This window comes from Salarchaeum sp. JOR-1, from assembly GCF_007833275.1.
Taxonomy (GTDB): domain Archaea; phylum Halobacteriota; class Halobacteria; order Halobacteriales; family Halobacteriaceae; genus Salarchaeum.
The window spans coordinates 1,368,157-1,389,144 of record NZ_CP042241.1 but is presented as its reverse complement, the minus strand read 5'-3'; the positions used below and the strand labels follow the sequence as shown (position 1 = coordinate 1,389,144).

The window sequence follows — 20,988 nt, the reverse complement described above, 5'->3', positions numbered from 1 at the left end:
GGTCGCACGGACTCTGCGGTATGTCGACTACTGCGAGCGCTCCCGGCAAAGTCTACCTGTTCGGGGAGCACGCCGTCGTCTACGGGGAGCCGGCGGTCCCGTGCGCTATCGAGCGCCGGGCGTCCGTCACGGTGGAGGCGCGGGAGGACGACCGCCTCCGGGTGAGCGCGGACGACCTCTCGCTGGACGGATTCACCGTGGAGTACAGCGGGTCGAGCGACGAGCGGCCGGACGTGGACGTGCCGACGCCGCTCATCGAGGCGGCGTTCGGGTACGTTGACGCCGCGGTGTCGCAGGCGCGGGACGCGGCTGACGCGCCGGACGCGGGGTTCAACGTCGAGATCGAGAGCGACATCCCGCTCGGTGCCGGACTGGGGTCGTCCGCGGCGGTCGCCGTCGCGGGTATCGCCGCCGCGACCGCGGAACTCGGCTGCGACCTCGACGCGCGCGAGATAGCCGAACGCGCCTACCAGGTGGAGTACGACGTGCAGGAGGGACAAGCCTCGCGCGCGGACACCTTCTGTTCGGCGATGGGCGGCGCGGTGCGCGTCGAGGGCGGCGACTGCCGGACGCTCGACACGCCCGACCTCCCGTTCGTCGTCGGCTACGACGGCACGAGCCACGACACCGGCGAGCTCGTTTCCGGCGTCCGAAAACTCAAGGAGGAGTACGGCTTCGCGGGGGACACCGTCGCCGCCATCGGCGACCTCGTCCGGCAGGGCGAGGACGCGCTCACGGACGGCGACCTCGCCGAGCTCGGCCGCCTCATGGACTTCAACCACGGCCTGCTCGCGGCGCTCGGCGTCTCCGGGCGATCCCTCGATAACATGGTGTGGGCGGCGCGGGACGGCGGCGCGCTCGGCGCGAAACTCACGGGCGCGGGCGGCGGCGGCTGTATCGTCGCGCTGGACGGCGAGCGCGGGACGAAGACCGCGCTCTCGCTGACGCCGGACTGCACGCGGGCGTTCCGCGCGGAGCTCGCCCAAGACGGGGTGCGTGTCGAGTGATCGTGCTCAAACTCGGCGGGAGCGTCATCACGGAGAAGGGCGAGCGCGAGACGGTCGACCTCGACGCGCTCGCCCGCCTCGCCGGCGTCATCGGGCAGGCCGAGGTCGACGACCTCGTCGTCGTACACGGCGCGGGGAGTTTCGGTCACTACTACGCGGACGAGCACGGCGTCTCGACGACGAACGGCACGCGCGACGCGCGGGCCGTGCGAGAGATCCACGATTCGATGACGCGGCTGAACAAGGCCGTTCTCGACTACCTCGACGACGCGGGCGTCGCGGGCGTGCCAGTCCGGCCGTTCTCGGCGGCGCGTCGCGACGACGGACTGGAGTTCTACACGAACCAGGTCGAGGCGATGCTCGCGGAGGGGTTCACGCCGGTTCTGCACGGCGACGTGGTCGCCGAGAGCGGTGCTGGCGCGACCATTCTCAGCGGCGACGAGGTTGTCACGACGCTCGCCCGTCAGCTGGACGCCGACCGCGTCGGCCTCTGCTCGACGGTGCCCGGCGTCCTCGACGAATCCGATACCGTGATTTCCGAGATAACGGCGTACGACGATGTTTCGGACGTGCTCGGCGGGAGCGAGGACACCGACGTGACCGGCGGGATGGCGGGGAAGGTTCGGGAGTTGCTCGCGCTCGGCGCGCCCGCGTCCGTGTTCGGCGCGGACGACCTCGCGGACTTCCTGCGCGGCGAAAACGCGGGAACGACCGTCCGCGGATAGCGAACGCCGAGCCGGAGTTCGGCGTCCCGCGAGATCCTGCTACTTTTAATACCGGGAATCGTAATGTGGCCTAAGAAGCGTCCCGCCGGACGGATACCGGCGGCGGGACGACGGCCGTAAGACGCCGCGACCCGCGGCCGCCACTCCGGCGGGGGTTTCAGAGAGCTACCTGGCTCTCAGTGATTAACAATGGAAATCGAGATCGCAACAATTGGCGGATACGAAGAAGTCGGACGACAGATGACTGCCGTCCGCGCAGGTGACGACATCGTTATCTTCGACATGGGCCTCAACCTCTCGCAGGTCCTGATTCACGATAACGTCGAAACCGAACAGATGCACAGCCTCGACCTCATCGACATGGGCGCGATTCCGGACGACCGCGTCATGAGCGACCTCGAGGGAGACGTGCAGGCCATTGTGCCGACGCACGGCCACCTCGACCACATCGGCGCGCTCAGCAAGCTCGCGCACCGCTACAACGCGCCCATCGTCGCGTCGCCGTTCACGCTCGAACTCGTGAAGGACGAGATCGAGAGCGAGCAGAAGTTCGGCGTCGAGAACGACCTCGTGGAGATGGAAGCGGGCGAGACGATGCCCATCGGCGAGCGCTGCGAACTGGAGTTCGTGCACGTCACTCACTCCATCATCGACGCGATCAACCCCGTCCTCCACACGCCCGAGGGCGCAGTGGTCTACGGCCTCGACAAACGCCTCGACCACGACCCCGTGCTCGAGGATCCCATCGACATGAAGCGGTTCCGCGAGATCGGGCGCGAGGACGAGGGCGTGCTCGCGTACATCGAGGACACGACGAACGCCGGCCGGAAGGGTCGAACCGCGAGCGAGTCCGTCGCCCGCCGCGAACTCCAGGACACCATCCACAGCATGGAGGACTACGACGGCGGCATCATCGCGACGACGTTCTCCAGTCACGTCTCCCGTGTGTCGAGCCTCATCGAGTTCGCACAGGAGATCGGCCGCGAACCGATCCTCCTCGGTCGGTCGATGGAACGCTACTCGGGCACCGCGGAGCGAATGGGTCGCGTGCGCTTCCCGGACAACCTCGGGATGTTCGGCCACCGCAAGAGCGTCGACCGCGCGTTCAAGCGCATCATGAACGAGGGCAAGGAGAACTTCCTCCCCATCGTCACCGGCCACCAGGGCGAGCCGCGCGCGATGCTCACTCGGATGGGGCGCGGCGAGACGCCGTACGACATCGAGAACGGTGATAAAGTCATCTTCTCCGCGAGCGTGATTCCGGAGCCGACGAACGAGGGCCAGCGCTACCAGTCCGAGCAGCTCCTGCGGATGCAGGGCGCGCGCATCTACGACGAAATCCACGTGTCCGGCCACCTCCGCGAGGAAGGCCACTACGAGATGCTGGACGCCCTCCAGCCCCAGCACGTCATTCCCGCCCACCAGAACCTCGAACACTTCGGGAAGTACGCGAAACTCGCGAAGGGCGAGGGGTACGAGCTCGGCCGCGACCTCCACCTGAGCGCCAACGGCAACATCATTCAGCTCGTAGAATGACGCAAGAAGCACGTGAGGAAACGGTGCTCGCGGCCATCGAGAACCGCCGGGAGCAAGTGAACGACGCTATCGACGAGGAACTCCCGATGGCGGAACCCGAACGGCTCTACGAGGCCTCGCGCTATCTCCTCGACGCCGGCGGGAAGCGCCTCCGGCCGACCGTCTCGATGCTCGTCGGGGAGGCATTGCTCGACGTCGAACCGCTGAGTGAGGACTACCAGGCGTTCCCCTCGCTCAACGAGGGTGCGGTAGACCTGATGGCGGCCGCCGTCTCCATCGAGGTCATTCAGTCGTTCACGCTCATTCACGACGACATCATGGACGACGACGACCTCCGACGGGGCGTCCCCGCCGTCCACCGCGAGTACGACACCGAAACCGCGATACTCGCCGGGGACACCCTCTACTCGAAGGCGTTCGAGATTATGCTCCGAACCGAAGCACCGCCGGAGCGCGGTCTCGACGCCCTCCGTATGCTCGCGTGCACGTGCACCCACATCTGCGAAGGCCAAGCGTACGACGTCGACTTCGAAACCCGAGACGACGTCACGATCGAGGAGTACCTCGACATGGTCGAGCTGAAGACCGCGGTTCTCTACGCCGCCGCCGCATCGGTCTCTGGAATCGTCCTCGGCGCCGACGACGACACCGTCGACGCGCTCTACGAATACGGCCGCGCCATCGGCCAAGCGTTCCAGATACAGGACGACGTCCTCGACCTCACCGTCCCCAGCGAGGAACTGGGGAAACAGCGCGGCAGCGACCTCGTCGAAGGAAAGCGCACCGCGGTCACGCTTCACGCCCGCGAACAGGGCGTCGACGTGGACAACCTCGTCGACGCGGACAACCCCGAGGACGTCACCGAATCCGAAATCGACGACGCCGTCGACACCCTCCAGGACGCAGGCAGCATTCAGTTCGCCCGCGATCTCGCCGAAGACCTCGTTCAGGAAGGCAAAGACCACCTCAGCGTCCTCCCCGACAACGACGCCCACGACACGCTCAACGACCTCGCCGACTACCTCATCGAACGCGGCTACTAACGGACTTTTTTACGGTTCGGGGTCGCCTCCGGCGACCCGCTCACCGTAAAAACCTCCACTAAAAAGACGCGAGCGTCGTCGGCGCTCGCGGTCGGGCATCGGAACGACACCCGCACAGCGACCGCGCCGCACAGCGCCGTACACGACCGCCCGCGTCCGCAACCGCACCGCAACCGTACCGCGACCGAACTGGTGGTTTCGTTTGTTCTACGTGGTCTCTCGGAGGAAGTCCGTGAGCGCGTCCCGAACGAATTCGGGGTTGTCCACGTGGGCGTTGTGGCCGGCGTCCGGGATTTCGCGATAGTCGGCGTCCGGAATCTCGCTCGCGAGGTATCGGGCGTGGGCGGTCATTCGCGCGGTTTCGTTCCCGCCGCACATCGCGAGCGCGGGTACGTCGATGCTCGCGTAGTCGGTGTCGAGCGTCCCCCACGAGAGGAGCGCGCGACGGATTTTCGCGGCTTCTCTCGGAGGAACGCTGGGGTAGTCGTTGGCGTGCGCGGTTTCGATGCGGGCTTTCTCGTCGAGGTCGCCGGGGTCGAAGTCGTCGCCGCGGTTCGACAGCCAGGAGACGAACGGCTCGACGGCGTCGAACCCGAGGACGCTAGCGAGCACGAGTGCGCCCGGGACGGCGGCGCGGCGTTCCACCCACTCACCGGGCGAAAGCGCGTTCGAGGAGAGCGCGGCGATGCTGACGACGCCGGAGAGCCGGCTGCTGGTTGCAGCGTATCGCTGTGCGACCATGCCGCCCATCGAGAGCCCGCAGACGACCGGGGCGTCGAGCGAGAGCGCGTCCACGAGCGCGCGGAGGTCGTCTGCGTACGTGTCGATGCTGTACGCGTCGCGGTCGGAGCCGCCGGTTCGGCCGTGCCCCCGGAGGTCGTACACGACGACCCGGTATTCGTCCGCGAGCGAACGGGTGCGTTCGGCCCAGACGCGGTGGTCGCTGAACGCGCCGTGCAGGAACACCACCACTGGGCCCTCGCCGCGGGACTCGTAGTAGGTCTCGACACCGTTCGTCCGAACCGTGGGCATACCCAGTCCTTCGCGGCAAGTAATTTCTCGCTGTCGGTGCGAGCGTTCAAATACGAGGCCGCGGCCAGATCGGGGTGTGTAGCGAGTGGCGCGCGTCGGGCCCGCGGAAACGGCGACCGACCGGCGCACGAAGCGGGGTCGTCTGTCCGCAGAATCCAAACCGATTTCCCGGCGTCCCGGCTATTCGCGGGTAATGGACGAAGACCTCCGCGAGCGCGTCCGCCGGGAGGCGGAAGTGTACGCGCTCTACAACGCGCTCAAGCACGGGAGCGACGCACAGGTCGGTGCCCTGATGGGGCCGATGATGGGAGAGAACCCCGAGTTCCGGGAGTACGGCGACGAGGTTCCGGGCGTCGTCGCGCCGGTCGTCGAGGACGTGAACGCGTTCTCGACGGAGGAGAAACGGGAGCGACTGGAGGAACTCGCGCCTGAGCGGCTCGCGGAACTGGAGGCCGAGGACGAGGGCGAGGAGCACCCGCTTCCCGACCTGCCGAACGTCGAGGAGTACGACGAGGTCCGGATGCGCTGTGCGCCGAACCCGAACGGCCCCTGGCACATCGGGCACGCGCGGATGCCCGCCGTCATCGGCTCCTACAAGGAGCGCTACGACGGCTGGATGCTCGTCCGGTTCGACGACACCGACCCCGAGACGAAACGCCCGCTCGACTGGGTATACGACCAGGTCTTAGACGACGTGGCGTACCTCGGGTTCGAGCCGGACGAGGTCATCACGGCCTCCGACCGCCTCGACACCTACTACGAGTACGCCCGCGACCTCATCGAGATGGACGGCGCGTACACGTGCTCGTGTCCCGCCGAGGAGTTCTCCGAGTTGAAGAACTCGGGGGAGGCGTGCCCGCACCGCGAGAAGGACAGCGAGACGGTGCTCGACGAGTTCGAGGCCATGATCGCGGGCGAGTACGAGTCGGGCGAGATGGTGCTCCGCGTGAAGACCGACATCACGCACAAGAACCCCGCGCTCCGCGACTTCGTGGCGTTCCGCATCATCGACACGCCGCACCCGCGTCCGGAGGCCGAGGACTACCGGTGCTGGCCGATGCTCGACTTCCAGTCCGGCATCGACGACCACCTCACTGGCGTCACGCACATCATTCGCGGTATCGACCTCCAGGACTCCGCGAAGCGCCAGGGTTTCGTCTACGACTACTTCGGCTGGGAGTACCCCGAGGTCGTCCACTGGGGGCACGTCCAGGTGGACGAGTACGACGTGAAGATGAGCACGTCGACCATCCGGGAGAAGATAGAAGCCGGCGAGTTCGACGGCTGGGACGACCCCCGCGTCCCCACCCTGCTCTCGACGCGCCGCCGCGGCATCCGCGGCGAAGCCATCGTCGACGCGATGGTGGAACTCGGCACCTCGACCTCGGACGTCGACCTGGCGATGAGTTCGGTGTACGCGAACAACCGCGACCGCATCGACGACGAGAGCCCGCGGTGCTTCTTCGTCTCTGACGGCGTCGAACTCTCGATTTCGGGCGGTTCGGACAGCGCGCACCCGCCCGTCCACCCGGAGCACGAGAACCGCGGCGAGCGCGACATCCCGGTCGGCGACGCCGTGCTCGTCGAGGCGGACGACCTCCCCGCGGAGGGCGAGAAACTCTGGCTGAAGGGCTACGGGCCCGTCGAGTACGACGGCGGCTCGCTGACGGTGACCGACGACGACATCGACCTGGTTCGCGAACACGACGTGGACGTGGTGCAGTGGGTTCCCGCCGACGAGAGCGTCCCCGTGCGGATGCGAACGCCCGACGGCGACGTGGCTGGTCGCGCGGAACCCGGACTGGTCGACTACGAGCCGGGCCAGACCCTCCAGTTCGTCCGCGTCGGATTCGTGAGAGTTGACCGCCACGAGGACGAGGAGTCAGTGGTCTACTACGCGCACCCCTGACGGTTAGTCGGGCGCGACGACTTCGGCGTTTCATCCGTCGAGGTTCTCGCCCATAGCGGCGTCGCGGGCGCTCGGGATAACTCCCGGGTTCAGAGGAAGTGGGCGGCGAGAAGTATCGCGAACATCGCGCCGGTGAGGAGGAGTTGAGCGAGCGCGGACGCGAGGACGCCGGCGGTGGCGTACGCGGCTGTTTTCAGGCTGGCTTCGTGGTCGCCGTGTCGGTAGTATTCGAGGGCGAAGACGGTGCCGGCGATGCCGAGGATGATACCGACGGGGCCGCCGAGGGGGATGAGGAGGAGTCCGACGCCCGCGGCTATCAGGGTGGTTCGAGTGGACGCGCCGCCGGCGTTCGCGCCGAGCGCGCCGCCGAACCAGTCCACGAGTGTCGCGGCGACGCCGAACACGACGAGGGCGGCGAGGGCGAGCGGGCCGGGCCGGCCGGTCTGCCACCAGTAGGCGGCGACGCCGGCGAGGCTGGTGAGGCCGCTCGGGAGGAGCGGGAGGATGCTACCGATCATGCCGAGCGCGAGCAGGGCGAACGCGAGGAGGACGAGCGCCTCCATCAGTCGTACCTCCGGACGTCCTCGTGGGCGGCTGGCGTGCCGTACTCGTCGACGAGCGGTTCGAGCGCGCCGCCGAGCGCGCGCATGCACTGGCCCGTGGAGTGGTAGTCGAGGTCGGCGGCGACCGAGTCCCAGTCCTCGGTCTGGAGGAGTTTCCGGACGAGGAGGCGTTCCTCTCGCGGCGTGAGGAGATCCGGGTGGGGGCCGGTGAGGTGGTGGGCGGCGAGCGCGCGGAAGGGCGCGGGGTCGGCGGCGTAGAGGCCGGGGCCGTACGAGGCGCCGACGACGACCCGCCACTGGTGGTCGGAGAGCGAGAGCGCGGGCGGGGCGTCGGCGGCCGCGAGGCAGGCGCGCGCCACGTCCGCGTCCAGATCGGCGAGCGCGTCCCCGAGCACGTCCGGGATCCGGTCGGCGAACCACGCCGCGTGGTGGTCGTGGACGTCGGTACCGGCCTCGCTGAGCGGGTCGAGCATGATGGCGGAGTACTCGCCGCTCGTGTCGTTGCGGGTGGTGGAGACGTGGACGGTGTCGAAGCCGTTCTCGTCCCAGAACGAGACGAGTTCGGGGGTCGCGCCGTACCCGACGCCGAGCCAGTCGAGGTCGCCGGTGATTTCGTTCCGGAGTTCGTCGAGGAGGTGGCCGCCGAACCCGCGGGAGCGGGCGGCGTGGTGGGTGGCGATGCGGACGACACGCCAGCCGACGGGGACGGCGGCGTTCTCGTCGCGGAGCTGACTCGTCAGCACGTCCGGAATCATGTTCCCGAGGATGCGGCCGCCCGTGTACATCTCTTCGCGCGTCTCTCGGTCGAGGCCCCCCTCGCGGGCGAGGAGCGCGACGGAGACGACGTGGCCGTCGTGGCGGAGCGCGCGAACGCTGAGGTTCGGGGCGTCGAGGAGTCGCGCGAGGTCGTTCGGTTCGGTGCGGTAGTGCGCGTAGACGAGCAGGCCGAACGCCTCCCGGAGGAGTGTTTCGTCCGCGAGCAAGTCCTCGCTCGTGAGCGCGTCGTACGTCGCGTCTTCGGGAGCGGCGTCGGCGACGAGCGGGGTCACGGGGGGACGGGCGTCGAGGAGGAGCGCGCGGAACGCCCACACTTCGACTGGGTCGCCCGCGGCGTACCGGATGGGGTCGCTCATGCGGGCCTCGACCACGTCGAGGTCGCTGTCGGCGAGGCGGTCGCGAAAGCGCACGTCGAACCCGCGGCCCGCGCCCTCGTAGCCGTGGACGGTGGTGGTGAACGCGACGCGGTCGGCGTCGAGGAAGTCCTCGAGCAGGCGGACGGGGAGCGCCGCGGCCTCGTCCACGAACACGACGTCGGGGTTGCCCGGGAGGTCGGCGGCCGCGGGCGGTTTCTCGAACCGGAGACCGCCACAGCCGAGTTCGTCGGCGCGCTCGAACAGTTCGCTCGCGCTCCGTTTCCGTGGTGCGGTGACGAGCACGTCGAGGCCCTCGTCGGCGAGGCAGGCGGCGGCGATGCCGGCGGCGCTCGACTTCCCGCGGCCGCGGTCGGCCTCCACGACGACCGCTTCGCCGGTCTCGCGGAGGGCTTCGAGCGCGTGCACCGCGTCCACTTGATCTTGCGTCAAGCAGGCGTCGTACGCCCGCTCGGGGAAGTCGTGGTCGGCGGGCGACTCCGGCGGCGGCGGGCGGCTCCGGGGCGCGGGACGCGTGCGACCGTCGCGTTCGAGCGTGCCGGTGTCGGCGTCGTAGATGCTGATTCCGGGATGCGCGCGGAGCGTGTCGACGAGCCGGCGGCGGAAGTGCCCGGTCACGTCGGCCAGCGAGAACGGCGGCACCGCCAGGCCCTCGTCGAAGTCCTCGCGGACGCGCGGCCAGTCGTCGAGAGCGGGCGCGAGCAGGAGGAGGAGGCCGCCGCCGTCCACCGCCCCGGCGATGCGGCCGAGCGCGTTCGGCCGACACTCGTCGTGCGCGTCGTACACCACGGCTGTCCGGGTCGTTCCGAGCAGGTCGTCGGAGTTTCGGGGGTGTACGCGCTCGCAGTCGAGGCTCCCGACCGTCCCGAGGTGGGTGGCCTCGTCGCGCGGCACGGCGGCGGCGGAGAGCGCGTCGTTCGCGGCGTCCAGACACGTCTCCCGGGATCCGGTGAGCACGAGCATGCGGCGTTCGTTCACGGACTCCGCCTCCTCGCGGAGCGCGGCGGCGACCTCGCGAACCATCATCGGACGTTCGGCCGAGGCGGGCAAGGCAGTTTCGCCCTACGCACCGGGAGTCGGCTCCGGCCCGTCGGCGGAGAGTTGCTGGTAGGCGGCGACGAGCACGCCGTTCCCGAACACGGTGACGAACGCGGACCCGAGGTTACTGACGAGGAAGTCGAACTCGGACGCGCCGAAGACCGTGATCGGGATCGCGGTGACGATGTTGACGAGGAACGCGACGAGGAGGAACGCGACGCCGAGGAGGAACGTCCGGAGGCGGTGGCCGGACGTGAGGCGCCACGAGGAGCGCAGTCCCTCGAGGAAGTTCTCGTCCTCAACGGCGACGAAGACGGCCCAGAGGAAGAGCGCTGAGAGCAGGTAGAGACCGGGGAGCACGAGCGCGGCGAATCCGAGCGCGACGACGACGGCGAAGACGATGGCGCCGACGAACACGTTCGCGAACGCCCAGACGCCGCGGCGCGTGAACGCCGTGATCGGGAGGCGTTCCGTCTCGTTGCTCGCGAACACGCGGAGTGCGGCGACGGTCGTGAGAAGGCCCGCGACGCCGACCAGAAGCGCGATGAGGCTGTCGACCAGCGGCGACACCTCGACGATCGCCGTCGAGTCCACCGCGAGTTCCTCGCCGCCCGGGAGGGTGAACGTGAACGACGAGGCGGTTCCGAAGACGGACTCGACGACCGTCAGGGCGTACACGATACCGAAGAGCAGCAGCCCGTTGCGTTGGCGAACGCTATCGACCCCAGTCGCGAGTGCGCCCCCGAGGGATAGTTTCATGCTGCAACGTGTGCTTCGGAAGAACGTGAACGTACCGGGCGGCGTGGGTTCGCGTCGCACGGGCGAGACGCGGGGAACACGTTCCCGCGAGGCTTTGAAAGCGCTTTTAAGCATAGGAACCCCACGGTAGTAGTACAGCCAGTGGGGGTCGATGATGCTCCTAGCCGTTAGGGATTGACCCGGCAGGGGAGCGCAAGCCCGCCACGGCAACTAGGTGAACACAACTATGCCAGTGTACGTTAACTACGACGTCCCAGCGGATCTCCAGGAACGAGCCCTCGAAGCCCTCGAAGTGGCTCGCGACACCGGGAGCGTGAAGAAAGGTACGAACGAGACCACGAAGTCCATCGAGCGCGGGAACGCAGACCTCGTGTTCGTCGCGGAAGACGTCTCCCCCGAGGAGATCGTCCTCCACATCCCCGAGCTCGCAGACGAAAAGGGGATTCCGTACGTGTTCGTCGCCACCCAGGACGAACTCGGGAGCGCCGCCGGTCTCGAAGTCGGCTCTGCCGCCGCGGCCGTCGTGGACGCCGGGGACGCAGAGGACGACGTCGAGGACATCTCGGCGAAAGTCGAGGAGCTCAAGTAATAACTCATGAGCGCGGAAGAACCAGCAAGCGACTCCACGTCCGCCGAGGTCATCGAGGTCGTCGGAAAGACCGGAATGCACGGCGAGGCGATGCAAGTGAAGTGCCGAATCCAGGAGGGGTCGAATCAGGGCCGCATCATCACGCGGAACTGCCTCGGCCCCGTCCGGGTCGGCGACATTATCCAGCTCCGCGAGACGGCTCGCGAGGCTGACCCCATCGGAGGTCAATAATGCCCCAGACACGAGAATGCGACTACTGCGGGAGCGACATCGAACCCGGCACGGGAACGATGTTCGTCCACAACGACGGCACAACCGTCCACTTCTGCTCGTCGAAGTGCGAGAAGAACGCGGATCTCGGTCGCGAGCCGCGTGACCTGGAGTGGACTGAGGAAGGCCAGGCGCAGAGCGGGGAGAACGAATGAGCCACCACGACGAGCGGACGTTCGTGATGGTGAAGCCCGACGGCGTTCAGCGCGGCCTCATCGGCGACATCGTCGGTCGCCTGGAGGACAAGGGCCTGAAGATGGTCGGCGGGAAGTTCATGCAGATCGACGAGGAGCTCGCGCACGAGCACTACGCCGAGCACGAGGACAAGCCCTTCTTCGAGGGGCTCGTCGAGTTCATCACGTCCGGCCCCGTCTTCGCGATGGTCTGGGAGGGCGCTGACGCGACCCGACAGGTCCGGCAGATGATGGGAGCGACGGACGCGCAGGAGGCCGCTCCCGGCACCATCCGCGGTGACTACGGGAACGACCTCGGCCACAACCTCATCCACGGGAGCGACCACGAGGACGAGGGCGCGAACGAGCGCGAAATCGGCCTGTTCTTCGACGAGGACGAGCTGGTCGACTGGGACCTCGCCACCACGCAGTGGGTGTACGAGGACGCGGACGACCACTAAACGCTCGCAAACCCCTCTCGAGTTCTCTATCCTTTTATCGTATCAGGTAGCCTAGCCGGGGCTATGGATAGCGAGTTGACGCGTCGCGGGCTCATCGCCGCAATCGTCGGCGGCGGGGCGGCGGCGGGCGCGATGTCGCCGGTATCGGGCTACCTCCAGCGGTTCGCGCCGTTCTCGGGCGGGGCGTGGGCGGACGCGACCGACCGCACGAACGACCGGGTGCGAAGCCCGTACGGGCCCGCCACCGTCGCGTACGACGGCGAGTACGGCGTTCCGACCATCGAGGCGGACGACGAGCGCGCGCTCTACTTCGCGACCGGATACGTGCACGGCGCGAACCGCCTGTTCCAACTGGACTTACAGCGCCGCCAGATGCGCGGACAGCTGAGCGCGGTCGTCGGGGAGGCGACGCTCTCCTCGGACGAGTTCCACCGGCGGATGGACTTCGCGCGCGCCGCCGACGCGACCTGGGACGAACTCGCCGGCTCCGACACCGGCGACCTCGTGGAGGCGTACGCCGACGGCGTGAACGCCTGCATCGAACACGAACCGCTCCCGGTGGAGTTCGGACTGTTGGAGTACGAGCCCGCGCCGTGGACGCCCGCCGACACGATGCTGATGGAGAAACAGATCGCGTGGCAGCTCACGGGAAGTTTCGAGACGCTGCGGAACGCGGCGGCCGCGGACGCGCTCGGCGAGGAGACGGCGAGCGACCTCTACCCCTACCGGCTGAACCACGACGCGCCCATCCTCCGCGACGCGGACGGCGGGCGACCCGAGACGATTCGGGAGCCGCCCCTGCGGACGCCGAGCGGGGACGCGCGCGGCCTCACGGGGTGGCTGTCCGGGTTCGAGAGTCCGCCCGGTATCGGCTCGAACTCGTGGGTGGTGTCGGGCGAGTTCACGGAGTCGGGGCGGCCGCTCGTCGCGAACGACCCCCACCTCTCCCTGATGGCGCCGCCGGTGTGGTTCGAGCAAGTCCTCCGCGCGCCCGACTACGCCGTGCGGGGCGTGACGTTCCCGGGCGTGCCGTTCGTCGTCATCGGCGAGAACGACCACGGCGCGTGGGGATTCACGAACGTCGGCGCGGACGTGCTGGACGTCTACGAGTACGAGACGCGAGACGGCGAGTACCGGTACGGGGACGACTGGGAGGCGTTCGAGACGGAGGACGTGACGATCCCCGTCGCGGGCGCGCCCGACGAGACCATCACGCGGCGGACGACCCGGCACGGCCCCTACCTCGAACGCGAGGGGTACAGCGTCGCCGTCGCGTGGACGGGCCTCACCGCCACCCGCACGACGGAGGCGGTCTACGACTTCAACCGCAGCACCGGCCTCGAGGACGTGCTCGCGGCGACCGAGCGGTTCGACGAGCCGACCCAAAACCTCGTGTACGCCGACACGGAGGGGAACACGCTCTACTACGCGACCGGCCAGATTCCGATCCGCACGATAGACGGCGAGGAAGTCCGGGGGACGCGCATCTTCGACGGCTCCGCGGGCGAGGGCGAGTGGGGCGGCTTCGAGCCGTACGGGACGACGGACTGGAGCCGGGGGTTCGTGCCGTTCGACGAGAAACCCGGCGTCGTCAACCCCGGTTACGTCGCCACCGCGAACCAGCGCGTGACCGACGCGCCCGAACACTACCTCGCCGAGTCCTACGCTGACCCGTATCGAGGCATCCGCATCTACGAGCGACTCGACGAGCGCGTCCGATCCGGGGAGCCGGTGACGTTCGAGTTCATGCGAGACCTCCACGACGACGCCTACGACGGTCGGGTCGAGGGACTCGTCGGGCCGCTCGCAGACGCTATCGCCGACGCCTATCCGGGGTACGCGAGCGCGCTCCGCGACTGGAACGGCCATATGGAGCGAGGTTCGACGGCGGCGCTCGCCTTCGCGCTCTGGTTCGACGAGTACAAACGCGAACTGTTCGAGTCCCGGTTCGACGCGGTGGGGTTGGACGCCGACTACTATCCCCGCGACTGGATAGTGCAGCACCTCGACCCGGAGAGCGAGTGGTTCGCGGAGCGCTCCCGGCGCGCGGTGATGCGTGCGGCGTTCGAGGCGGCCGTCGAAACCATCGACGCGGAGGGCTACGAGACGTACGGCGACTACAACACCACGGCCGCCGTCACGCACCCGTTCGACCAGTCGTTCCTCAACTACCCAGAGTATCCGACGGACGGCTCGCGGGCGACGGTGAACAACTACGCCGTGGAGCGGCCGACCGGGAGCAGTTGGCGGATGGTGTGCGAACCCGGCGGCCGGTCGGTCTGCATCGTTCCCGGCGGGAACGACGGCGAGGCGTGGAGCGAGCACTACAGCGACCAACTCCGACTGTGGGCGGACACCGAGTACAAGCCGTTTCCCGTCGAACCAGTGGAGACGAGCGTTCGGTTCGTGGAGGACGACCGATGAACACCGCGTGGCGCGCGAACCCGCGCGCGAACGTCGCGTGGTTCGTCGCGGGCGCGCTGGTCGCGGTACTGCTCGGACAGGTCTCCTGGAGTGGGTTCCTCGCGGGCGGCGCGATAGCGGGGTTCGGCCAGCGCTCGCTCCGACGGGCCGCGTTCGCCGGGTTCCTCGTCGGCCTCTTCTCGGTCGGCGTGTTCGTCGGACTGCTCGCCAGCCACGACAGTCTCGGAGTCGCGCTCGACACGGGACGGGTCTTGTACGTCGCGCTCGCCATTCCGCTCGTGTACGCGACGCTCGGCGGACTCGTTCGCGGTATCCGATAGGGAAAAAGAGGCCGACGTTAGTCGCGCGCCGGAACGTCGATCTCGCCCGCGTCGAGCTCCGCCTCGACGTTGCGCGCGGCGGTGACGAGGTTCTCCATCTTCCCGTACGCGACCTCGCGCGGGAGGAGTTTCACGCCGCAGTCGGGGCTGACGGTGAGTTGTTCGGGCGGCACGACTTCGAGGCCCTTCCGGATGTTCCGCTCGATCTGTTCGACCGATTCGACCTCGGCGACGTGGGCGTCGACGACGCCGAGCGCGAGGTCTTTCGTGAATTCGGGCTGTTTGAGCACGTCGAGCTGGTCGTAGTCGCCGTTCGCGAGTTCGAGGTCGAGTTCATGTACCGGGAAGTCGAGGAGTTCGGGATAGATGCGGGAGTAGTCGCCGTAGCAGACGTGGAGGCCGATGCGGACGTCGTCCGGGATGCCGGAGACGATGCGTTCGAGGCACTCGCCGACGATCGCGTGGTCGTCGGGCGTCGTCGCCAAGGCCGGTTCGTCGATCTGGATGTAGCGAGCGCCGGCGGCGACGAGTTTCTCGATCTCCTCGTTCACGAGGTCAGCGAGGTCGTACGCGAGCGCTTCCTCGCCGTCGTAGGCCTCGTTGAAGCTCCAGGACGCGAGCGTGTAGGGGCCCGTGATGGGGACTTTGACCGGCCGGTCGGCGACGGACGCGGTGAACTCGTACTCGGAGACGAGCCAGGACTCGTCGTACTCGACCTCGCCCGTGACGCTGGGCTTGTCGAAGTAGTTGTGCCCCCAGACCTTCACGGGGCCGTTGAACTCGTAGCCGTCGATGCGATCCGCGAAGAACTCCACCATCTCGTTGCGCCGCATCTCGCCGTCCACGACCACGTCGAGGCCGGCGCGCTCGTGTTCGTTCGTGATGAGGCGGCTGGCGTCGTCCTGTGCTTCCCGCCAGTCCTCGTCGTCGAACTCGCTCTCCGGATCCGCGTGGAGGTCGCGGGCGCGGTTCAGCCACGACGGCTTCGGGTAGGATCCGACGACTGTGGTGAGGAGGAAGTGGTCGTTCTCGTGACCCGGGGGGCGGAACTGCTCGCGGTTCTCGCTCATTCGCGGTCACCTCCGGCCGCGCCGAGCGCGCGAAGTTTCGCCTGGAACTTGTTCACGGGCAGGTAGAACAACTCGGTGTTGGGGGTGGCGTACACGGTGTCGAACTCGCTGACGGGAATCTGGTCTCTGAACCACTCGATGCGTTCGTCGATGGTGTCGGGCGATTCGACGAGCGTGTTCTGGCCGTCCACGACGCCGAGGCTCACGGAGTCGAGCGTGCCGTACTCCTGGACGAGGTAGGTGGCGTCGTCGTGCGCGGTGACGAGGTCGTAGCCGAGCGCGGAGGCGTCGGTGTCGAGGAGGTGCGCGTGGAGTTTCTCGCCGTACGTCCCCCAGTAGGACTGCACGACGACCTCGGCGTCGGCCGCGGCCGCGACGCCGTCGATGGCGGCGGCGGCGCGCTCGTCCTCGCCGCCGTCGAGCGTCTCGGTGGCGAGGCTGGGTTCGAGGACGAACACGGTCTCGACCGCGTCCGGGAAGGACTCGACTTCGCCGGCGAGGAAGTCGCCGAGCGCGGCGAGGAACTCCTGCGAGCTACCGTAGTGTTCGTCGGTCGCGAGTCGGGAGAGCGAGTAGGGGCCGGGAACGACGGCCTGGAGGTCGTCGGACAGCGCGCTCGCTTTTTCGAGGTCGCGGGCGAGGTCGCCGCTGTGCGTGAGGTCGCCGGTGACGACGGGGTCGCGGTAGAAGTTGTTGTTGTCGTAGTACCGGACGATGCCCTCGGTGCGGACGTTCTCGTGGACGGCGAGCGGGTGGGCGAGCATGTCGTCCCAGCGCGCCTGTCCCTCGACGGTGCGGTCGAGGCCGGCGTCCGACTGCCGGGTGAGGAGGTCGTCGCGCGCTTCGTCGTAGGCGGCCTCGATGTCGGGGGGTTCGTCCCCGGAGACGAGGTCTTCTTTCTGGTGGCCCTTGAGGTCGGCGAGGCGCTCGCGCGCGTCGTCGGGCAGCGGGAACAGGCCGAGCGTCGTGCTGACGACTGTCATCTGGCACGAACTACGCCGCACCCCTGTTTAATATTTTCTCTCTGGATTTATTCTTCGTAGTTATCCAATGCGCTGCGGCTTCGGCTGAGGTAGCGGAGGGCGATGAGCGAGTCCACCACGGGCACGAAGACGCCGGGAACCGCCGCCATCGCGTACACCTCACCGTCGAACGCGCCGCCCGTAGACTCGTGGACGACGCGGGCGTCCGCGCGAATCGCTATCGGGAGAAGGAAGCGGACGACCAACGCGGCGAGCAGGAACGGCGCGGCGAGCACCGCGAGCGCCGTCAGCGACACCCCCGTGCGCACGACCACGCCCACGAGGAAGAGCCCGAGCGTCGCTTCGATGGCGGTGACGACGGGCATCGCGTACACCACGTACCGCCACTTCGACCCAGTGGACATACCTGAGCGAAGGACGGCCAGCGAGTAAGAGCTACCGGACGAGTTTCAGAACGGTGAGCGTCTCGAACGGGAAGGACTCATCGCGGAGCGCGACGGCGGAGAACCCGCGGTCGGCGGCGTACGCCACCACGTCGTCGACGCCGGTGAGCGTGCTGACGAGCAGGAGGACGTACCCCTCCGGCGCGAGCACGCGCGCCACGTCGTCGAGGAACGCTTCGACGACCTCGCGACCCGTCTCGCCGCCGGTGAGCGCGACCTCCATCCAGTCGTCGCGCTCCGCCACAGGGTCTTCCGGGAGGTACGGCGGATTGAACAGCACCGCGTCGAACGCGCCGTCGCGAAACGGTTCGACGAGATCCGCGCGGGCGACCGGCACGCCGCGCTCGCGGGCCTGCCGGCACGCGTGCGGATTCAGATCCGACGCGACGACATCGACGCCCGCCTCCCGGACGCGGTCGGCGACGACGCCCGATCCCGTTCCGACCTCCAGCGCGCGCGCGCCCGGCGCGAGTTCGTTCACGGCGACATCGGCGAGCAGCAGCGAGTCCTCCGCCGGCTGGTACACCTCCGTCTCGACGCCGCGTCGCTCGGCGAGGTCACTCACCGCCGCCACCCGATGACCCGTACTGGTCGGGAATACGGACGCCCGTCCCGCCGTCGCGCGCGCTGAGTTCGCGCTGCGGGAACGGGATCGTGATACCCGCCTCGCGGAACGCCTCGTGGACCTGCGAGATGACCGCGGTCTGCGCGCGCCACTTCCGGCGCGCGCTCGGCTTGTCGATCCAGAACCGGAGGTCGAGCACGACCGCCGAATCCCCGAACGACTTCAGAACGACCTGCGGCTGGGGCACCGTCAGCACGTCCTCGACGTCCTTGAGAGCCTCCTCCGCCACCTCGATGGCGTTATCCACGTCGGTCGTGTAGTCCACGCCGACCTCCACGTGCAGGCGGAGCCTGCCTTTCCGGGAGCGGTTCACGACCTCCTCGGAGCCGACGTAGTCGTTCGGCAGCATCACGTACTCGCCGTCGAACGTCTGGATGCGGGTGTTCACGATAGTGATGTCCGTGACGATACCGTGGTTGTCGCCGATTTTCACCCAGTCACCGATCTCGAACGGCCGCGCGAACATCAACACGAACCCCGCGATGACCGCGCCGAGAGTCTGCCGGGCAGCCATACCGAGCACGATACCGGCGAACCCCGCGCCGATGAGGAGGCCGGAGAGATTCACCCGCCAGATGCCGAGCGCGGTGACGAGCGCGCCGACGTACAGCGTCATCTGGAGGAGTCGGAACGTGATTTCGGCCTGGTGGTCGGTGATGTTCTCGCGTTTCGCCACGAAGTCGTCGACGCGCCCATCTAAGAACGCCGTGAAGACGTACGCGCCCGCGAGCACGGCCGCGGTGAGTCCGAGGCGAGCGCCGAGTTCCGCGCGGTCGGTCACGACCTGCACGGCCTCGACCGCGAACGGGTGTGCGCCCCAGAGCACGAGGAACGTCTCGACGCCGAGCGCGGCGAACGCAAGCGCGAGCACGACGAGAAGCACGTCCACGACGCGGTCGCTCCGGCTCTCGCGCGCGCTGGCGGCGAACCGCCGCGACGCCCGCCAGCCGAGCGCGAGCACGGCGAGCACCGCGAGAGAGAGCAGGGCGCGCTCAGCCGGCCCGAGCGCCTGCACGGCCTCCGTGAGTTCCGTGAGCGCGCTCACGACGGGTCACCGTGGTCGTACGCGACGCTCGCCACCGCCGCGAACCGCCGCGGTTCCAATTTCTCCGGGCGCGCCGAGAGCAGGTCGTCGTCCAGCGCGTCCACGACCGCGTCCGCGTCGTCGAGTCCGGAGATGTGGGCCGTGTTCCGGATGGCGTTCCGCATCGTCTTCCGGCGCTGCGTGAACACGGCCTTCACGAAGTCGAGGAAGAACGCCTCGTCCGGAACCTCGTAGTCGGGGTCTCGCGGCGTCAACCGAACGATTGCGCTCTCCACGCGGGGCTGCGGATCGAACGCCTCCTTCGGCACGACTTCGACGACTTCCACGTCCGCGTAGTGCTGGGCGGCCACGGAGAGCCGTCCGTACTCGCTCGTGTCCGCGCCGGCCGCCATCCGCTCCGCGAACTCCCGCTGGTACATCAGCACGGCCGGCTTCCCCGCCGGGAGCAGCCGGAACGTGAGTTCGCTCGACGCGCTGTACGGGAGGTTCGAGACGCAGCACGTGTACTCGGGGAGGTCGACGTCGAGCGCGTCGCCCCCGACGACGGTGAGGTCGCCGCGGTCGATTGCGCCAGCGAACTCCTCGCGGACGAACGCCGCGAGGTCGGGGTCGCGCTCGATCGCCGTCACGCGGTCGGCGGCGTCGAGCAATCGGTCGGTGAGCGCGCCCGTTCCCGCGCCGATTTCGAGGACGTGCGACCGGTCGAACTCGCCCGCATAGCTCGGGATGCGGTCGAGCACGCGGTCGTCCACGAGGAAGTGCTGGTCGAAGTCGGGGTTCCCGCGGCCCGCACGCCGAATCAGGGCGTCCGGGTTCCGGTACTCGGTCATACGCGTAGTACTCGCAGGCGACCCTTACTCTCTCCGGACGAACAACCGGTACTTCACGTCGTCCGGGTTCTGCAGTTCCTCCGTGATTCGCTCCACGACCGTCTCCTTCGGACTGTGAAGCCCGGAGACGCGGTCTTCGAGGTCGTCGAAGCTCTCGAACGGCCCCGTGCGCTTGCGCTCGTCCAGCACGTTGTCTCGGAGTTTGTCGCCGATGCCGGGCAGGAGGTTGAGCTGGTGGAGGCGCAGCGACAGCGGCTGCGCGTCGTTGAAGAAGTCCACGAAGCGCTGTTCGTGCTCCTCGACGAGCTCTTCCACGACGTAGTCGAGTTCGGATCGCGCGCCGTCCGTGAGTCCGTCGTAGTCCACCGTGTGCCCGCGCTCGATGCCCGCATCGAACTCGGGGGTGACCTGTACGTAGTCGCCGATGGAGATATCGGCGTCCTCGCGTAGACTGAGTTCGTAGAGAGTGAAGTCGTCCACGGCGACAGCGTACGCGAGCGGCGACCCGCTGTACGCACCGCCGTTGCTTCGGCCGTGATGAAGGACATCGAGCACGACCGCCTCCGACATCTCGTCGCTAGCAGCGTCGCTCATACTCGCCCTAGAACCACGCGATACTTAAAAAGTCGGACGGCTTACGCGTACTTCGCGACGACGTCCAGCACGTCGTCGAGTTCGTCGCCGGAGAGCGCGTACCGCTCCTGCGCGAACACCGCCCGGAGTTCGTCCCGGCTCCGCGGCAGGAGGTCCGCGACCTTGAACGCCGCCTGCGGCTCCAGCGTGTCGAGGTCGAGGAGTTCGTCCACGAGTTCGCGGGACTCCTCGGCCTCCAGCACCGCGAACCGGTTCGTGTGCTCGACGGCGCGCGCGAGTTCGTAGCGGAGTTCCCGGTCTTCGTCGGCCGCGCGTTCGGCCTCGATGTCCTCGAGGAGGGCTTTCGCCTCCGACGTGGTGAGGAACTCCTCGTCGAGCGTCTCCTTGAAGATGGTCAT

Annotated in this window: 23 protein-coding genes; 11 read left to right on the top strand and 12 right to left on the bottom strand. The window is 68.2% G+C overall.

Annotation, left to right across the window (positions count from 1 at the left end):
* Positions 1–20 precede the first annotated feature (20 nt).
* The 4 genes from mvk to idsA3 all read left to right on the top strand — a co-directional run bounded on the left by mvk (position 21) and on the right by idsA3 (position 4,311).
* On the top strand, positions 21–1,007 hold the full coding sequence (mvk, locus tag FQU85_RS08330; RefSeq protein WP_145846799.1) for a mevalonate kinase: 987 nt from the start codon (positions 21–23) through the stop codon (positions 1,005–1,007).
* Complete coding sequence (locus tag FQU85_RS08325) at positions 1,004–1,732, top strand: isopentenyl phosphate kinase (RefSeq protein ID WP_145846797.1); 729 nt, start codon at positions 1,004–1,006, stop codon at positions 1,730–1,732. The genes mvk and FQU85_RS08325 overlap by 4 nt, the downstream gene beginning before the upstream one ends.
* A gap of 189 nt (positions 1,733–1,921) precedes the next feature.
* Positions 1,922–3,268: a ribonuclease J gene (locus FQU85_RS08320; protein ID WP_145846795.1), complete on the top strand. Its 1,347-nt coding sequence runs from the start codon at positions 1,922–1,924 to the stop codon at positions 3,266–3,268.
* Positions 3,265–4,311: a geranylfarnesyl diphosphate synthase gene (gene idsA3, locus FQU85_RS08315; RefSeq protein WP_145846793.1), complete on the top strand. Its 1,047-nt coding sequence runs from the start codon at positions 3,265–3,267 to the stop codon at positions 4,309–4,311. The genes FQU85_RS08320 and idsA3 overlap by 4 nt, the downstream gene beginning before the upstream one ends.
* 207 nt (positions 4,312–4,518) lie before the next feature.
* On the opposite strand, the gene FQU85_RS08310 is transcribed toward idsA3, so the two are convergent.
* Positions 4,519–5,343: an alpha/beta fold hydrolase gene (locus FQU85_RS08310; protein ID WP_145846791.1), complete on the bottom strand. Its 825-nt coding sequence runs from the start codon at positions 5,341–5,343 to the stop codon at positions 4,519–4,521.
* Positions 5,344–5,536: 193 nt separating this feature from the next.
* Here FQU85_RS08310 and FQU85_RS08305 point away from each other — a divergent pair, with 193 nt between their 5' ends.
* Entirely contained in the window at positions 5,537–7,252 is a 1,716-nt protein-coding gene (locus FQU85_RS08305) for a glutamate--tRNA ligase (RefSeq protein WP_145846790.1), read from the top strand.
* A gap of 89 nt (positions 7,253–7,341) precedes the next feature.
* Here FQU85_RS08305 and FQU85_RS08300 read toward each other — a convergent pair whose 3' ends face one another.
* The 3 genes from FQU85_RS08300 to FQU85_RS08290 are packed head-to-tail and all read right to left on the bottom strand — an operon-like array spanning position 7,342 to position 10,763.
* Positions 7,342–7,815: a DUF456 domain-containing protein gene (locus tag FQU85_RS08300; RefSeq protein WP_206022026.1), complete on the bottom strand. Its 474-nt coding sequence runs from the start codon at positions 7,813–7,815 to the stop codon at positions 7,342–7,344.
* Complete coding sequence (gene tmcA / locus FQU85_RS08295) at positions 7,815–9,989, bottom strand: tRNA(Met) cytidine acetyltransferase TmcA (protein ID WP_145846788.1); 2,175 nt, start codon at positions 9,987–9,989, stop codon at positions 7,815–7,817. The genes FQU85_RS08300 and tmcA overlap by 1 nt, the downstream gene beginning before the upstream one ends.
* A 39-nt stretch (positions 9,990–10,028) precedes the next feature.
* Positions 10,029–10,763 carry a hypothetical protein gene (locus FQU85_RS08290; RefSeq protein ID WP_145846785.1) on the bottom strand — a complete coding sequence of 245 codons (735 nt, stop codon included), beginning with the start codon at positions 10,761–10,763 and terminating at the stop codon, positions 10,029–10,031.
* A 226-nt stretch (positions 10,764–10,989) separates the two neighbouring features.
* Here FQU85_RS08290 and rpl7ae point away from each other — a divergent pair, with 226 nt between their 5' ends.
* From rpl7ae to FQU85_RS08260, 6 genes are all read left to right on the top strand, one after another.
* Positions 10,990–11,352: a 50S ribosomal protein L7Ae gene (gene rpl7ae / locus FQU85_RS08285; RefSeq protein WP_145846783.1), complete on the top strand. Its 363-nt coding sequence runs from the start codon at positions 10,990–10,992 to the stop codon at positions 11,350–11,352.
* A gap of 6 nt (positions 11,353–11,358) precedes the next feature.
* The gene (locus FQU85_RS08280) at positions 11,359–11,583 is read left to right on the top strand and encodes a 30S ribosomal protein S28e (protein WP_145846781.1); all 225 of its coding nucleotides are present in this window, start codon (positions 11,359–11,361) and stop codon (positions 11,581–11,583) included.
* Positions 11,583–11,777 carry a 50S ribosomal protein L24e gene (locus FQU85_RS08275; RefSeq protein ID WP_145846778.1) on the top strand — a complete coding sequence of 65 codons (195 nt, stop codon included), beginning with the start codon at positions 11,583–11,585 and terminating at the stop codon, positions 11,775–11,777. Before FQU85_RS08280 ends, FQU85_RS08275 begins: the two co-directional genes overlap by 1 nt.
* Complete coding sequence (gene ndk / locus FQU85_RS08270) at positions 11,774–12,256, top strand: nucleoside-diphosphate kinase (protein ID WP_145846776.1); 483 nt, start codon at positions 11,774–11,776, stop codon at positions 12,254–12,256. Before FQU85_RS08275 ends, ndk begins: the two co-directional genes overlap by 4 nt.
* A 63-nt stretch (positions 12,257–12,319) precedes the next feature.
* Positions 12,320–14,680, top strand: coding sequence for a penicillin acylase family protein (locus FQU85_RS08265; RefSeq protein ID WP_145846774.1), 2,361 nt, complete (start codon positions 12,320–12,322; stop codon positions 14,678–14,680).
* The gene (locus FQU85_RS08260; protein WP_145846773.1) at positions 14,677–15,000 is read left to right on the top strand and encodes a hypothetical protein; all 324 of its coding nucleotides are present in this window, start codon (positions 14,677–14,679) and stop codon (positions 14,998–15,000) included. Before FQU85_RS08265 ends, FQU85_RS08260 begins: the two co-directional genes overlap by 4 nt.
* 17 nt (positions 15,001–15,017) lie before the next feature.
* On the opposite strand, the gene FQU85_RS08255 is transcribed toward FQU85_RS08260, so the two are convergent.
* From FQU85_RS08255 to FQU85_RS08220, 8 genes are read right to left on the bottom strand one after another with little or no spacing between them, the layout of a single operon-like run.
* Positions 15,018–16,070: a methionine synthase gene (locus tag FQU85_RS08255; RefSeq protein ID WP_145846771.1), complete on the bottom strand. Its 1,053-nt coding sequence runs from the start codon at positions 16,068–16,070 to the stop codon at positions 15,018–15,020.
* Positions 16,067–17,053, bottom strand: coding sequence for a 5-methyltetrahydropteroyltriglutamate--homocysteine methyltransferase (locus FQU85_RS08250; RefSeq protein WP_145846769.1), 987 nt, complete (start codon positions 17,051–17,053; stop codon positions 16,067–16,069). The genes FQU85_RS08255 and FQU85_RS08250 overlap by 4 nt, the downstream gene beginning before the upstream one ends.
* A gap of 47 nt (positions 17,054–17,100) precedes the next feature.
* On the bottom strand, positions 17,101–17,457 hold the full coding sequence (locus tag FQU85_RS08245) for a hypothetical protein (protein ID WP_145846767.1): 357 nt from the start codon (positions 17,455–17,457) through the stop codon (positions 17,101–17,103).
* A 31-nt stretch (positions 17,458–17,488) separates the two neighbouring features.
* Positions 17,489–18,061, bottom strand: a complete 573-nt coding sequence (locus FQU85_RS08240) for a HemK2/MTQ2 family protein methyltransferase (RefSeq protein WP_145846765.1) — start codon at positions 18,059–18,061, stop codon at positions 17,489–17,491.
* Positions 18,054–19,166: a mechanosensitive ion channel family protein gene (locus FQU85_RS13620; RefSeq protein ID WP_240792406.1), complete on the bottom strand. Its 1,113-nt coding sequence runs from the start codon at positions 19,164–19,166 to the stop codon at positions 18,054–18,056. The genes FQU85_RS08240 and FQU85_RS13620 overlap by 8 nt, the downstream gene beginning before the upstream one ends.
* Positions 19,163–19,996: a 16S ribosomal RNA methyltransferase A gene (locus FQU85_RS08230; RefSeq protein WP_145846763.1), complete on the bottom strand. Its 834-nt coding sequence runs from the start codon at positions 19,994–19,996 to the stop codon at positions 19,163–19,165. Before FQU85_RS08230 ends, FQU85_RS13620 begins: the two co-directional genes overlap by 4 nt.
* A gap of 24 nt (positions 19,997–20,020) precedes the next feature.
* Positions 20,021–20,590: a DUF655 domain-containing protein gene (locus tag FQU85_RS08225; protein WP_145846761.1), complete on the bottom strand. Its 570-nt coding sequence runs from the start codon at positions 20,588–20,590 to the stop codon at positions 20,021–20,023.
* Positions 20,591–20,631: 41 nt separating this feature from the next.
* Positions 20,632–20,988 (bottom strand): RNA polymerase Rpb4 family protein, encoded by a 357-nt coding sequence (locus tag FQU85_RS08220; protein WP_145846759.1) that lies wholly within the window; start codon positions 20,986–20,988, stop codon positions 20,632–20,634.